This is a genomic window from Spirosoma endophyticum (assembly GCF_900112365.1).
In the GTDB taxonomy this organism is placed as follows: Bacteria; Bacteroidota; Bacteroidia; order Cytophagales; family Spirosomataceae; genus Spirosoma; species Spirosoma endophyticum.
Genome location: NZ_FOLQ01000008.1, coordinates 143,206 through 157,886, shown reverse-complemented (window position 1 = coordinate 157,886; position 14,681 = coordinate 143,206). Strand labels below are relative to the sequence as shown.

Here is a 14,681-nt window from a genome sequence, read left to right as displayed (position 1 = left end):
GGCGAAAAATCGGCTACTTACAGCCACAATTACAGGCATACCTGCTTCAAACTAAACCACCATTTTTACCATGAGCCAAGCCGATACTGTGTTCCCGGTGCGCGTTACATTCAACCCGGTGATCCGAACGTATTTACTGCTTTACGTAACGTTTTTCCTGTTTATCTCCATCATCGGTATTATCCTCATTCCGATCTGGCTATTGGGCGTCGGTCAATGGTGGAGTGGCCATTATTTCAAGAAACTTGACTGTGAGTTGACCGACCGTTCCCTGCATTTCAGGAAAGGCATTTTGGTCGAAGTCGAGAAGACGATTCCGCTCGAGAATATTCAGGACGTTACCTTTGTCGCCGGTCCGGTGCTACGTTATTTTGACCTTTGTATCCTGAAATTTGAGACGGCCGGACAAAATTCAAAGCAGGCCAATGACATGGAGTTGATCGGCATTGTGGATGCACAAACCTTTCGCACCCAGATTCTGGATCAGCGACAAAAGCTGATGGCCACCCGAACCCATCAATCCTCGGTTCCAACCGACCAAAATCTCCTCACCGAAATCCGCGATACATTACGCGACATTCGGCAGTTATTACAGGATAATCGTAACTAAGTACATGCGCAAACTTTCCCTTTCTGAGCTCAATCGCCTGTCGGTTGATGAGTTTAAAGACACCGATAAATTTACCTATTGCCTGATTCTGGACGACATTCGTAGCCTCAATAATGTGGGATCAGTATTTCGTACGGCTGATGCGTTCCGAGCGCAGAAACTGTATCTGTGTGGCATTACAGGACAGCCACCCCACCGCGATATTACGAAAACGGCACTGGGTGCCACGGAATCCGTTGTGTGGGAACATGTTTCGGACGTAGTGAATCTGGTAAAACAATTAAAAACGGATGGCTGGATTATTGCCGCCGTAGAGCAAGCAGAAGGAAGCACGTCACTGAGTGATTTTATACCAGAACCAAACAAACCGTACGCATTTGTGTTGGGTAACGAAGTAACCGGTGTTCGAGACGATATTGTGCAACTAGCTGATATAGTGCTGGAAATCCCCCAATTTGGCACTAAGCATTCGCTAAATATTGCTGTTACGGCTGGAATTGTTTGCTGGGATTTCCTGCAAAAAATGTAACAAAAGCTTAACATTGGCCTTGCGGTTATCCCAAAAATTTCGTATTTATTTGTAAATTTTTTCCTATTGACTCAAATGGCAAACAAAGCTGTAAAAACAAAACAAAAATCGCTGGCATCCGAGATCGTCAGTTCCATTGAAACCAAACTCAGTGAAGCAGGTGCGGCTACAAAAAAAATGAAGAAATCCATCGAGAAATCGGCGGAGAGATTAGCCAAGAAACTCGCTAAATTGATGGATAAGGCGGAGAAAAAAGCTGCTAAACCTGTTGAAGCATCGAAGAAAAAGGCGAAGAAAGAATTAGAGAAAGCAAAAAAGAACGCAGCGAAAGCCGAGAAAAACGCTAAACGTACGGCCAACAAAGCATCTAAAGCCATCGTTGCCGCTGCTGAATCAGCCATTGAAATAACTTCGCCCAGCCGACCTTCCCGCAAGCAGACACCGGCTCCCAAGCCCGCAGCAACCACAGCTAAAACGCGTACAACGCGCGCAAAAACCGAAGCGACCACTCCTGCTCCAGCCGAGACGACATCGGACAATTCATAGTCAGGTCAACGCCTGATACGTTCTTCAGTTGCCCGTCTTAAACGGGCTTTTTTTGGCTTCAAAAGCAGAAAGGTCAGGTGATTCACCTGACCTTTCTGCTTTTGAAAAATTATCGTCTATTTACTAACAGATGCAGATTGCGCGCTTACTACCTTCATGACTCCATTCATGATGCGCCAGTGGCCCGGGAACGTACACACGTATGGATAGTCCCCAGGGGTCGCTGGTGCCGTGAATTTCAACCGGTACGTTTGATCGGGATTGACCAGTGGCGTAGATACGATAATCTGCGCAATTGATGGCACATAGTTCTTTTCAGCCCCGTCTTTCGCCGTAATCATCTTATCGGCAGCGGCACCGATAATTTCCATACTCTTCGGTTTTCCAATCACCAGGTTATGCTGCATAGCATCGGGGTTTTCCAGTACTATTTCCACTTGCTTACCAGCCGTAACAGTAAATTCTTTCTTGTCGAAGCGCATTTCTTCACGCACTGTTTTCATACGTACCAGTTCAACATTCGGATCAACTGCTTCGACTTTCGTAAGTCCCCACGCTTCGTAAAGTCGATTCAGGCGTTCGCGATTATCCGTTGAAACCGTATTGCTCAAACTGGCTAAAAACGATTTGTCAGCCTCACGCACCTGGCCTTTCTCTTTCATGTTCCAACCTTCCGATACGCCTTTTACGATGGCTTCGCTTTCCGCCGGATTTAACTTTTGAGTTTGCCGAAGTAACGCAACGACGGAATCAACCGGCGCAACCGATGCATAACTACGGGTAGCCCGCTCCAGCACATAGGCGCTCATGCTTTGCGGAGCGCGGTACGTTAGCGTGTGCGTGGCGTTGTTATTCTGCTCGTTGCTCTCCGCAATTTTGTTTTCGCGGTCGAGCATTACGGTGATGGTATATTGGCCAGCGCGCTCGAACATAACCCCCATATCTCCTACCCAAGGGCCATTATTCGCTTTGCTGATCGTAACGGTTTCGCCGGGTTTGATCCCTGTGTTGTGCGTAACGCTCACAAAATCAATCTTCGACGCATCCGCTACACCTTTGGGACCTTCGACCCGTAGCGTCATGGGAATGGGCGTTCCCTCGGGAATAGCCACGCCACCAGCATTCGTTACGTCGACAAACAGTTTGGCTCCTTCCCGAACAGTGGGCGAATCAGGCGTAGTCCGTACGGCAGCAACCACAAGATCAGGCTGATTACCAGCAGGTACTACGGCTTTGGATGAGGCCATTGCGGATGTTTCATGACCAGCATGACCACTCATGTCGTGCGAAGTGGAAGCCACGTTCGATTTTGCTGAACCATTTATGGCTACCTGATTCAGGTACGTTTTCAGTAAAAACCCATTCGCGCTAGTCAGTGCACTGGCAAAAGCATCCGGTAGCCATCGATCATTCGTTTCTGTAGACTTATCAAGACGAGCCAGAATCATTTGCTGAGCCTCCTTTGATCTCACCCAGTCTTTTGATGAGAAGGCTAGTAATGCGTTCAGGACCACTAACGGTTCTTTGTCATTCAGAATGTCATATTTGCGAAACAAAGCAATGGTATGCGGAGTCATAGGCATCACCTGCACGGCCGTTTTCCGAACGGCTGGAGCCGGATGTTTCAGCGCGGTTTCTATAGCGCTCATAAAGTCAATCCTGTCTTTTATCTCTGACGATTCCGCTTCCTTAATCATTAAACCGTGCAACGTCCAGAGCGCGTGAATGGCCGCCGGATTACTGCCAATTTCATCGACAGACTGATCGTTTACCAAGGCTACTAGTTGGGGCATTACGTCCTTATTCCCGCGTTCGATGAGTAAGCGTTGGGCCGTCATCCGCCAGAACATATTCGTATTTTTCAGCCCTGCAACCAACTCCGCTGGCCGATCTTTACTCAGCGCCATTGGCGTATAGGCGGGTGCGTTCTTGTACCCAACCCGGTAGATACGCCCGTGCGTGAAATCTCGGAGGGGTGTTTCGTAGGCATTACCGCTGCCGTTGGTAGCTCCCTTTGGCGTAGGATTGTGCTGAATAATATAGCTATACCAATCAACTACCCAGACGGCCCCATCCGGACCAACTTCGGCAAAGACGGGCGCAAACCACTCATCGGCACCGGCTATCAGGTTGAAGCCTTCGGCATCTTCGTAATTCGTACCAGTTTTTTCCATTACGTTCTGGTGCAGGATGTGCCCGGTTGGTTCGGCCACGAACGCGATTTTGTTCCAGTATTTTTTCGGGAAAGCGCGAGCGGTGTATAGGTTATGGCCCGCTGCAGCCGTGAACCCACCAAATACGTCCACCTGACGCACTTTTTCAGTGATGGGTTTCATGTCCTTGTGCGTGTCGGTGCTGCGGCTGCCGTTTTCGCGCAGGTGGGGAGCACCATTGAAATATCGGTTTGGGATAGCCATATACCAACCATGCGAATTGTTGGCGGTTGATCCAAAAATATCGCCCGTTTCACTGAAACCCAGTCCCCATGTGTTGTTCGACGTATTGGTTACATGTTCGAGCTTAGAACCATCAGGCTTGAAACGGAAAAAGCCCTGACTGAACTTAACGCTATCGGCACCGATTTTGCCTTTGAAGCCAGAGTACCCGACGCTACCCCAGATCCAGTTATCGAAACCGTAGTGCAGGTTACTCGGTCCAGCGTGGGTATCGAACGTACCAAATCCGCTAAACACAATTTTCTTTACGTCCGCTTTGTCGTCGCCGTTAGTATCCTGCAAGAACAACATATGCGGGGCTTGCGATACGTAAAGGCCGCCGTTGGCGAACACCATTCCCGTTGGAATGCTCAGTCCTTCGGCAAAGTTGGTAAACTTATCGGCCTTACCATCCTTGTCGGTATCTTCGCAAATGACGATATAATCGGAGCCGCCTTCGGGCTTGCGCTCGTTGGGATAATCTTTCGTGATAAGCGCATACAGCCGTCCGCGTTCGTCCCACGCCAGCGCAATCGGGTGCATCACATTTGGCTCATGAGCAAACAGATCGAGTGTAAAATCAACCGGCACCTGAAGGTGCTTCATCGATTCCTCCGGCGATAGCGGTTCCTGCTCCATTTGGGCACCCGGCCGCTTTTCATAGTTCGGAAGTAGGGCTTCGTGGTACGCGAACGATTGCGGATTCAGCGCATCATGGCGTTTTTTAGCCTCGTCGCCAATTGCCCACAAAATGCCGCGTTCGATCAACTGATGAAAACCGGGCTGTGTCCAGGTACGTTCATCATGGCCATAAGCGGTATAGAAAACACGCCCTTTGCCATATTGCCGGGTCCAGGTGTAGGGCTCTTCTTTAACGCCGGGTCGGTTGGCCGCTGCCATGTCCTTTTCCTGGTCGGCTTTGATATCCCGAACGGCCAGTACGTTGTTGTCAGTTTGCAGATGGCTGTGCAGGTAGGTTTCATCGAAGGCTTTGAACGATGGCAAACCTGCCACAATGGGATTGTTCGGCTGGGTGAAGTGCGTCTGGATGGTATCCATCCGATGCCGCCAGAATTGCCCGCCAACAACTTTATCGACATACTCGGCTGAGTTACGGAAACAGTACGACGCGCAGTGCACCGGAATCAGCCCATGCCCCGACGCTACGTAGTCCAGCAGCGCTTTTTCCTGCGGCTTCCCGATACTGTCCCAGTTGGCAAAAATCAGTAACCCGTCATACTTATTCAGATTATCGGCGTTCAGGTCTTCCAGTTTGTCGGTATAGGTGAAATTGATCCCCTTTTTACCCAGAGCCTCCATGATCTCTGGCACCCGCTCAATGGGTTTGTGATGGCCGTTGTCACCCAGAAAAAGGATCTCCGTCCGGCGAGCCAACGCGCCAGACTTTTTACTATCCTTCTGTTGAACAGATGTTTGCGTACCCGATTGACGGACACATTGGGTCAGAACCACGACTAACCCAATTGCTGTAAGTATTTTTTTCATTTCTAACACAGAGTAAACAGAGGATTCACGGAGAACACAAAGAAGCGCCGTGCCCTCCGTGTTTTACTCCGTTACCTCTGTGTTTAGAATTTACACATTTTTAAAATCGGGCAACTTAATCAACTGCCCACCCTGTAAAGCCGATTCGTGCGCCAGAATACCTACGCTCGTCCAGTTGGCCGACTGGGCCGCATTCGGGAACGGTTCGCGGTCTTCGACAATGGCCGACAAAAACTCATGAACCATGTGCGGATGTGAGCCACCATGCCCGCCACCCTGCGTAAAGGACAGGTGCTGTTGTTCGTCGGCATCATACACTCCTTTGGTTGTAAATCCAGCAATTTCAGCAGGCAACAAACGTGCATAATCGGGCACAGTCACTTTTTCCGGAATCTCTGGCTCCGGCTTTTTAGCCGTATGAATTACCGGTTGCTCATCCTCGATTAGTTGCCACTCGAATGATTTTTTATCCCCATACACCTCGAAACTTTCGCGGTATTGGCGCGCTACGTCGAACAGCGACCGATACACATAAGCCGATAAGTCGCTGTCCTTGAACTTAATATGCGCCGACTCAACGGCAAACGGCGAGTTATGAATTTTCGCCAACTCCTCCCGAATGGTTCCTGATCCGAAACATGATACGTAGTCGGCTTCGAGCTTGAGCAAACCCGCTACGGGGCCAACGCAGTGCGTGGCATAGTGCATAGGGGGTAAACCAGGCCAGTAATCAGGCCAGCCATCCATGTCCTGCTGGTGGCTGGCTTTTAGGAACTGTACTTTCCCTAGTTCACCGTTTTCATACAACTCCTTGACAAACAGAAATTCACGGCTATAAACCACGGTTTCCATCATCATGTATTTCTTACCTAATTCCTTCGTCGCTTTCACGATTTCCATGCACTCCTCAACGGTGGTGGCCATTGGTACGGTGCACGCTACGTGTTTTCCCGCTCCCAACGCTTTCAGACTCTGCTCAGCGTGGTTCGGAATTGGCGAGTTGATATGAACAGCATCAACGTTGGGGTCGGCAAGCAGTTCGTCATAATTAATGTAGCGTTTCTCAATGCCGTATGCGTCACCGATCTCGTTCAGTTTTGCTACGTTCCGCTGGCAAATCGCGTACATATTCGCGTTTGGATGCCGCTGATAGATTGGGATAAATTCGGCCCCAAACCCGAGGCCAACGATTGCGATGTTGATCATAATGAGTGAATTAGTGAATGAGCGAAAGAGTGAATAGATCAAGATGCGATTGCTTCGCCCTTTCGCTCATTCATTCTTTCGCTCTTTGTTTTTATGAACGCCAGCCCGTCCACAGCCAACTGCTCGGGCGAACTGAACATGGGTCGGAAAATATGGGTGGCTTCGGCAAGTTCAGGCGGATTGGGCCCGAAAGCTTCAATGGCAATCGGACCTTCATAACCGACTTCCTGCAACGTATCGAACACTTCTTCGAAATTAATATGTCCCTTTCCGGGTGTAGAGCGGTCATTCTCCGAGATCTGGACGTGAACCAGATATGGCGCGCATGTACGGATGGCATCGGCCACACTTTTCTCTTCCATATTGGCATGGAACGTATCAAAAGCCGCCCGACAATTCGGGTGATCGACAGCATCGATGTATCGAACCAGATCATCGGCGCAGGTGAGCAAATACGTTTCAAACCGGTTGAGGTATTCCATGGCCAGCGTAACCCCCTCGGTTTGGGCGTGCTCAGCCACTTCACGCATCCCCGCCACCGACCAGTTCCATTCCTGCGTCGTAGCTGGCTTCCCGGTGAAGGTCTTGAAACCAGCATACAAAGGACCCATCAGAATTTTCGATCCAAGCACTCGCGAACACGTAACAACTTCCTTTAAATACTCAATGCCAGCACGTCGAACCGTTTCGTCAGGATCAATGAGGTTGTATTCGTGACCGCAAATTGAACACGTCTGAACGCCCAATTCCAGTTCCTTCAATTGCTGACCGATACGTTCCCATTTTTCGAGATTAGCCGGGGTCGCGCCCGACTTACTGATCGGTATTTCAACAAAATCGAAGCCGCTGTCTTTCAGGAACGATAGTGTCTCAGATAAGTCTTCGTCCATCGTAGCTGTCCAGACGAACATATTCATTCCTATCTTATTCATATTGAGTCTCTAAAAAATTACACAAACATACTAAGTAGTAAATTGTATTGTACGGCTTTTATTGGCGAATACTGACTTCTTTTTTACATTAAATCAGAAATTTTGGCTTCATTTGTGTTAAAAATGAGTGTTTTCAATGAAACAGCCCCTGCGTAAAGACCTTGAACCGGTTGCGGCCTCATTCATTGTAAAAGAATTGGTTGAACCGCACTTCGATCCCAACTGGCACTTCCACCCACACTACCAATTATTTCTGGTAGAAGAAGGTACAGGTACTCGCTTCATCGGTGATTCGATTAAGCCTTTCGGACCCGGCGACCTGGTTTTTCTGGGCCCTAATCTGCCCCACCTCTGGCGTAGTGATCAGGTGTACTTCGATAAGTCGTCCAACCTAACGACTAAAGGAATTGTCATCTATTTCGCAGAAGATTTCCTGGGAACTGATTTTCTGGAAAAACAGGAGATGACGGCTTTGCGTCAGTTGCTCAATCAGGCCCGCAAAGGACTGGAATGGACGGGGTATACTCGCCGAAGAACCGAAACGGCCCTTAAAAACCTCACCCAAAAGTCGGTTGGTTTCGAGCGCGTCATTGGCTTGCTAAATCTGTTGAACGATCTTTCTCATGCCACAGATTACCGCCACCTGACCAGTCCCGGCTACACGAATACGATGAAACCGAATGAAACCGACAGGATGCAATTGGTTCATAACTACGTGCTGGGACACTTTCCCGACGACCTTAGCTTAGACACCGTTGCCGACCTGGCGGGCATGACCCCTCCGGCTTTTTGTCGCTATTTTAAAACGCGTTCTAACAAAACTTTTTCGGAATTTGTCTCCGAAGTACGTATTGGGCACGCCTGTAAACTGCTTATTGGTGGCAAACTGAATATTACGCAAATCAGTTTTGAAAGTGGTTTCCGAACGCTGTCAAACTTCAACAGGCAATTCAAAGATATTACAGGTCAAACACCGTCTGGCTACGTAAAAACATATCGAGAGTTGTAATAAACAGATCGGCCCACTTCCAAATGAAAGTGGGCCGATCTGTTTGGAGACGAATCGTCTTGTCTTAATATAGAATCGTTGAACCAGCGGGTTCACGTACACTTACGCCTTCCGTAATGAACGAAAGTAAGTCCTCGTTCAGCCGATCTTTCTCGGTTACAAATAAGCCATGCGGGGCTCCTTCATAAACAATATATTGAGCAGCCGGCAACGCTTCAGCCGTTCGTTCGCCGGACGATTCCAGGGGAACAGTCTTGTCGGCGTCACCATGAATGATCAAGGTTGGTACCTGAATTTGAGCCAGATCGTCCCGAAAATCCGTTGTCGAAAATGACGTAGCACAATCAAGGGTTGCTTTGTGGGATGCCACATAGGCTCTGGCAAAATCACCATCAAGGTGCGCCTGGCTAACGGGCTTATTCAGGAGATTTACTCCGTAGAACTGTTTACCAAACGTTTGCAGAAAATCTGCCCGGTCTTTCTTGATATTTTCCGCTATTTCGTCAAAAACGCTCTGATCAACGCCGTCTGGATTATCTTCGGTTTTCAGCAAGTAAGGTGTTACAGCACTGATAAATGCCACTTTACTGACACGTGCTCCACCATGACGGCTCATGTATCGGGCTACCTCGCCCCCACCCATTGAGAAGCCGACTAATGTTACATTTTGAAGATTCAGTTCATCGAGTACGGCCTTCAGATCGTCGGCAAGTGTATCGTAGTCATAACCATCCCAGGTTTGGGTTGATTTACCAAACCCCCGACGGTCGTAGGCAACAACACGAATCCTATGAGCGGGTAGCTCGGCCAGTTGATAATCCCACATTTCATGGCTCAGTGGCCAGCCATGAATGAGTACTACGGGATTGCCTGTCCCTAAATCCTGATAGAAAAGTTTGATGTCATTTCCGGAGGCATCTGTACCTGCTTTTATATAGCTCATAACGTTCTTGAATTATTTGTTGAGTTATTCGATTCACGTAAATAGAACTACAGGTACAAAAAATGGTTTGTCCCGTATTCTCAATTTACCTGGCTTTGTTATAACCTTTTATTCGCTCATGAAGCAATCGCTCCTCAACCGATTAACGAACCAACCCGATGCGCTGGATCATATGTTATTTAGTCTCACTGAAGCGCAGATCCGCCAACGACCGGCATCTGGCAAGTGGTCCATTTTTGAAAATATGGCTCATTTGGGTCGGTACCAGGAGATATTTCTGGAACGATTGCAACAAATAATTTCGGGCGATACCCCTTCATTCAGTCGCTACGTTGCCGATACCGATCCTGGTTTTGCTGACTGGGTAGAACTTTCGTTGCAGGAGCTGGCCAAACGACTGCGGGGTGAGCGCCTGACCCTGAATGCGTTCCTCAGTATTCTGAGGGAGGAACAACTTACTCACATCGGACTGCATCCTGCTTACGGCGCCATGACACTGGAGGGCTGGACAGAGTTCTTTCTCCTTCATGAAGCGCATCATTTTTTCACGATTCTACAATTGGGTGGAGCGCTACGAACGTCTGAACAGCCAATGGGCTTTTATCTCTTGCCAGTCGAGTGAATAAGGCCTCTTACTTCGGAGGAAATTTCTTGTAAATATCTTTTCGATTCAAAATTCGGGACAGAACAACCGTATCGCCCTCCAGATAAAAGCCAATTCGATAATCTCGGTGTTCGCCAAGTTTAAGTCTAAACGCCTTAAGTTTAGGGCGACCCTCCATTTTCTTAACAGAATAAGAAAGGTCATCCAATGACTGTGCTTCCTCAATAGCTATGTAAATGATTTTTAGTTCGTCAAGGATTGACTCTGGTAATTTCTTAGCATCACGACCGAATGAGGTGTCGATTTCGATTTTCATAATGCATGTTACTGAAGCAAAAGAGCAACGTTAACACGTTGCCCAAAGTATAAAAGTGTTGAAAACACGCTGGTCTTTACCTGCAATTATCTATTTAACCAGTTCAAAAAATCATCCTGTTCATCCGAACTCATACGCCCTTCTCTTTTTCCTTCCTCTACTAGCTTAACTAGCGCCTTATCTTCCTCCGCCTGAGTTTGGTATTGCTCATCAATCTGCACCTTCGCTTTGGCGGCTTTAGCAACTTCCATGAATAGTTTCTTGTACTGTCTATCTACGTCTATGACTAAGCGCATATTGCATTTCTGTTTTGGTCAAATGTAATCAAAAACTTTACATCAACACCCCCTGAAATACCTCATCGAGCCGCGAAACGGCCTTAATGTTAATTTTATAGTTTCGGGTATCCAGTCCTTTCATGTTGTATTTGGAAATAAACATTTGCTTGAACCCAAGCTTTTCAGCTTCAGCGATACGTGACTCAATCCGACTCACGGCCCGCACTTCGCCCCCTAATCCAATTTCGGCAGCAAAAGCCACCGATGGCGGAATAGCGATGTCTTCGTAACTCGACACGACGGCCGCGCAGACTGCCAGATCAATCGCCGGATCTTCAACGCGCAGACCACCCGCGATATTCAGGAATACGTCCTGTTGCCCAAGTCGGAAGCCGCCCCGTTTTTCCAGAACTGCCAGCAACATATTCAGTCGTTTGGCATCAAAACCGGTGCTGCTACGTTGCGGAGTGCCGTAGGTCGCTACGCTTACCAACGCCTGGGTTTCGATCATGAGCGGCCGATTACCTTCCAGCATAGAGCCAATTGTAACCCCGCTTAAAGCCTCGTCGCGTTGTGAAATGAGAATTTCGGAGGGATTCGTTACTTGCCTGAGCCCCGTACCAAGCATTTCATAGATACCTAATTCGTCAGTGCTACCGAAGCGGTTTTTATTCGTACGCAGGATTCGGTACGTAGTATGCCGATCGCCTTCGAAGGTCAGTACGGTATCAACCATGTGTTCCAGCACTTTAGGTCCGGCCAGCGTTCCTTCTTTGGTGATGTGCCCAATCATGAACACCGGCACACCGCTTTCTTTGGCGTACTTCATGAATTCGGCCGCGCATTCGCGTACCTGAGAAACGCTCCCCGCTCCCGACTCCACCAGCGACGATTGCATGGTCTGAATCGAGTCGATAATCAAAATTTCGGGTTCGAAGTGTTCGACCACCCGGAAAATATTCTGGGTGGACGTTTCGGTCATAACGTGGCAATCGCTGGTTGGTACGTCGAGTCGTTCGGCACGCATTTTAATTTGCTGCTCACTTTCTTCACCTGATACGTATAAAACCCGCATCCCTGCCAGACTCAGAGCAATTTGCAGTAAGAGCGTCGATTTACCAATCCCTGGCTCCCCGCCAATCAGCACCAGTGATCCAGGCACAATACCCCCGCCAAGCACCCGATTCAGTTCGCCATCGGTGGTGTATATACGCGGTTGCTCTTCATAATTGATCGCGTGAAGGGCTTTGGGCTTGGCCGCCACTTTCATCCCACCCGGTCCGGCCGATGGGCTACGCCAGCCGCCTGCCACGGGCTCATCTTTCTGAACAACCTCTTCTACGATTGTATTCCATTCTCCACAGGACGGGCATCGGCCCATCCATTTGGCCGACTGATGGCCGCAATTCTGACAGAAATAGGTAGTTTTTAACTTGGCCATTTTTTCAGTAAACAGTGAGCAGTTAACAATTATCAGTAAATAAATTCAGTCATCCATTAAACGTTACGGCTGGTATGGAATCCAATCACCGCACGACAAAAACTGGTAATTATTTACGGATAACTGCCCACTGTTCTAACGCCGTTCGCTCGAAATAAGTTGGCGTCCTGTACGGTAGATTATCAATCTGCGTTTAACAAACAACAGCGTCTGATACGACCAATTATGAAAAAAAACCTGCTTTTCGCACTACTTACATGCCTGCCCGTCCTGTCATTTGCACAAGGCGGCTTTCAGATCGGAATTAAAGGGGGGGTTAACCTCTCCAAGCTTAGTTTTGGCAATTTTGTATCAACGGGTACCAATGCCAACGGATCGCCCTCGGTAAGCCTTGATGGCCAAACGTTTCGGAACAGCCTGAGCGACAGCTTTGATAGCAAGACTGGCACCTCGTTTGGTATTTACGCCCGTTTCGGTAAAAATCTGTTCATTCAACCCGAACTTCTTTACTCAACCCGGGCGGGTGAATTTGGCATCATTCGGAATGGACAAACAGAAACGGTTAAGGTGACAACCACCAGTTTCGACGTACCACTTTTGCTGGGTATTAAAGGGGGACCACTTCGTGTGGTAGCTGGGCCGGTTGTCTCATTCCGGGTTGACGATAATCAGAAGCTGGGCCAGGCGTTAAGCCAATACACCAGTGGTTCGCTCAATGATGCCTGGGCCAAAGCCTATTATGGCTACCAGGTTGGTGGTGGACTGGACCTCGGATCTTTCGGTCTTGATGTACGCTATCAGGGCAACATTTCCGACATCGCTCAGATCAACACCGTTGATAACGCAGCCAAATTTAGTCAGACAATGAAGTCCTGGCAGATCACACTGGCCTACAGACTATTTTAGAACGACTCAACGCGAAAACAAATGACCCGTCGGAAACTTCCGGCGGGTCATTTGTTTTTTAACGATAATCTTCTAGTTATAAAGGCGTTGCCAGTACTGGGCAAGCTGCTGCGAAATTACTTTTACCCGTCGGCGGGAGATACCCACTTCGCGTCCGTCGGCCAGCTTCACCTGATGTTCTTTCGTAAAGATGCTACGTTGTACGTAGGCCAAATTGACGATATATGATTTATGAATACGCAGGAACATCGAGCCATCCAGCGTTTTTTCAAATTCTTTAAGCGTTTTCGATACTAAATATCGCTTCCGATCGCGGGTGTGCAGGAACGTATAATTGCCTTCGCCTTGGAGGCACAAAATGTCGTCTACAGAAATAAATATAGTGCGATTCAGGTAGGGTAGCGCAATACGTTGCGAACCTCGCTGATACGAAGACGGGAAGTGAGGAACAACGGAGGATAGTGGCTGTGATGAGGATAAAGTCGTGGCTTCCATGGTAGAGGGATTTTTGGTCGATGTCTTAGGTGATTGATGAAACAAAACTACCTTATGGACGCTGGTTCAAAAAGAAATGGCTTGATCGGCAAGGGCTACTTTCGAAGAGTAACCAGTTGCTAATCAAGCCATTGAGCTTAATTTTATCGTATTTTTTGAGTGAATGTACCCTGCCTATTGCGTAAAACTACGTGGTCAGATAAGGTATATTCTACCGGTTTAAAGGCCGGGTAACCCCTTCGTAATCTCTTAACTAACCAGGACAGGCTGAAAATCCCGAATCCGGTCTATGAACATCTGAGCACGCCGACGTGATATCTTTATCTGCTGTCCGTCTATCAACTCAAGTTCACCCTCTTTTTTGACAAAAAACTTGCGGACAAATCCCAGGTTAACGATGCAGGATTTGTGCACCCGAACAAAAGCCTGCCCATCCAGTAATGTTTCATATTCTTTCAGCGTCCGGGACACCAGCATCTTTGTACCGTCTTTCAGGTAGAAGTTTGTGTAATTTCCACAACCTTCCAATCGTACAATCTCATCGACCGAAACGGTACGTTTACGATCATAAAATGGGATGAGAAGTTTCTGCAGGTAAGCCGAATCGGCAATTTTTTCCACACTATTGTGGAACGGGATGGACACATTGTCAAAAATAGAGTCTTTGGTGAATGGGTTCATAGTCGTTTGATATGATGATTAATAAACTAGAGTTATGGGTTGACACTCAGAAACTTACTATACCGATCCACATACCGCAGCCACTACTTGTAAGGTTCACTCCCGCCACATTCATTCACAAGAATCAGACCTACTTATTAAATCATCCAACAATAAGTAAAACTACTGATCATAATTACCTAATATTCAGGCACATTTTCCGTTTACTCAACAAAAGGTAAGTATCATGTCCAATCAATTCCTT

15 protein-coding genes are annotated in these 14,681 nt (G+C 48.0%); 6 read left to right on the top strand and 9 right to left on the bottom strand.

The features are described 5' to 3' along the window. Positions 1–70: 70 nt before the first annotated feature. The 3 genes from BM202_RS20345 (at position 71) to BM202_RS20335 (ending at position 1,685) form a co-directional block, all read left to right on the top strand. Complete coding sequence (locus BM202_RS20345) at positions 71–610, top strand: PH domain-containing protein (RefSeq protein WP_093829510.1); 540 nt, start codon at positions 71–73, stop codon at positions 608–610. Positions 611–614: 4 nt separating this feature from the next. Further along, a complete protein-coding gene (locus tag BM202_RS20340) occupies positions 615–1,139 on the top strand; it encodes an RNA methyltransferase (protein WP_093829508.1) in 525 nt (174 codons plus the stop codon). Between the two features lie 75 nt (positions 1,140–1,214). Beyond that, complete coding sequence (locus tag BM202_RS20335; protein ID WP_093829506.1) at positions 1,215–1,685, top strand: hypothetical protein; 471 nt, start codon at positions 1,215–1,217, stop codon at positions 1,683–1,685. 116 nt (positions 1,686–1,801) lie between these two features. On the opposite strand, the gene BM202_RS20330 is transcribed toward BM202_RS20335, so the two are convergent. The 3 genes from BM202_RS20330 to BM202_RS20320 all read right to left on the bottom strand — a co-directional run bounded on the left by BM202_RS20330 (position 1,802) and on the right by BM202_RS20320 (position 7,764). Beyond that, the gene (locus BM202_RS20330; protein ID WP_093829504.1) at positions 1,802–5,626 is read right to left on the bottom strand and encodes a PVC-type heme-binding CxxCH protein; all 3,825 of its coding nucleotides are present in this window, start codon (positions 5,624–5,626) and stop codon (positions 1,802–1,804) included. Positions 5,627–5,716: 90 nt separating this feature from the next. Next, positions 5,717–6,832: a Gfo/Idh/MocA family protein gene (locus BM202_RS20325; RefSeq protein ID WP_093829502.1), complete on the bottom strand. Its 1,116-nt coding sequence runs from the start codon at positions 6,830–6,832 to the stop codon at positions 5,717–5,719. 38 nt (positions 6,833–6,870) lie between these two features. Continuing rightward, entirely contained in the window at positions 6,871–7,764 is an 894-nt protein-coding gene (locus BM202_RS20320; RefSeq protein WP_177236635.1) for a sugar phosphate isomerase/epimerase family protein, read from the bottom strand. A gap of 136 nt (positions 7,765–7,900) precedes the next feature. Here BM202_RS20320 and BM202_RS20315 point away from each other — a divergent pair, with 136 nt between their 5' ends. Beyond that, positions 7,901–8,773, top strand: coding sequence for an AraC family transcriptional regulator (locus BM202_RS20315; protein ID WP_093829500.1), 873 nt, complete (start codon positions 7,901–7,903; stop codon positions 8,771–8,773). Positions 8,774–8,837: 64 nt separating this feature from the next. Here the strand turns inward: BM202_RS20315 and BM202_RS20310 are convergent, their stop codons facing one another. Next, positions 8,838–9,716 (bottom strand): alpha/beta fold hydrolase, encoded by an 879-nt coding sequence (locus BM202_RS20310; protein ID WP_093829498.1) that lies wholly within the window; start codon positions 9,714–9,716, stop codon positions 8,838–8,840. A 118-nt stretch (positions 9,717–9,834) separates the two neighbouring features. On the opposite strand from BM202_RS20310, the gene BM202_RS20305 reads away from it, so the two are divergent. Then, entirely contained in the window at positions 9,835–10,338 is a 504-nt protein-coding gene (locus BM202_RS20305; RefSeq protein WP_093829496.1) for a DinB family protein, read from the top strand. Positions 10,339–10,348: 10 nt separating this feature from the next. Here BM202_RS20305 and BM202_RS20300 read toward each other — a convergent pair whose 3' ends face one another. The 3 genes from BM202_RS20300 to radA form a co-directional block, all read right to left on the bottom strand. Further along, on the bottom strand, positions 10,349–10,636 hold the full coding sequence (locus BM202_RS20300) for a type II toxin-antitoxin system RelE family toxin (protein WP_093829494.1): 288 nt from the start codon (positions 10,634–10,636) through the stop codon (positions 10,349–10,351). 86 nt (positions 10,637–10,722) lie between these two features. Further along, positions 10,723–10,932 (bottom strand): hypothetical protein, encoded by a 210-nt coding sequence (locus BM202_RS20295; protein ID WP_093829492.1) that lies wholly within the window; start codon positions 10,930–10,932, stop codon positions 10,723–10,725. Positions 10,933–10,969: 37 nt separating this feature from the next. Continuing rightward, positions 10,970–12,355 carry a DNA repair protein RadA gene (gene radA, locus BM202_RS20290; protein ID WP_093829490.1) on the bottom strand — a complete coding sequence of 462 codons (1,386 nt, stop codon included), beginning with the start codon at positions 12,353–12,355 and terminating at the stop codon, positions 10,970–10,972. 225 nt (positions 12,356–12,580) lie between these two features. On the opposite strand from radA, the gene BM202_RS20285 reads away from it, so the two are divergent. Next, positions 12,581–13,261: a porin family protein gene (locus BM202_RS20285; RefSeq protein WP_093829488.1), complete on the top strand. Its 681-nt coding sequence runs from the start codon at positions 12,581–12,583 to the stop codon at positions 13,259–13,261. Positions 13,262–13,333: 72 nt separating this feature from the next. Here BM202_RS20285 and BM202_RS20280 read toward each other — a convergent pair whose 3' ends face one another. After that, complete coding sequence (locus tag BM202_RS20280; protein WP_093829486.1) at positions 13,334–13,756, bottom strand: LytR/AlgR family response regulator transcription factor; 423 nt, start codon at positions 13,754–13,756, stop codon at positions 13,334–13,336. Positions 13,757–14,005: 249 nt separating this feature from the next. Continuing rightward, positions 14,006–14,437 carry a LytR/AlgR family response regulator transcription factor gene (locus tag BM202_RS20275; RefSeq protein WP_093829484.1) on the bottom strand — a complete coding sequence of 144 codons (432 nt, stop codon included), beginning with the start codon at positions 14,435–14,437 and terminating at the stop codon, positions 14,006–14,008. Positions 14,438–14,681: the final 244 nt, after the last annotated feature.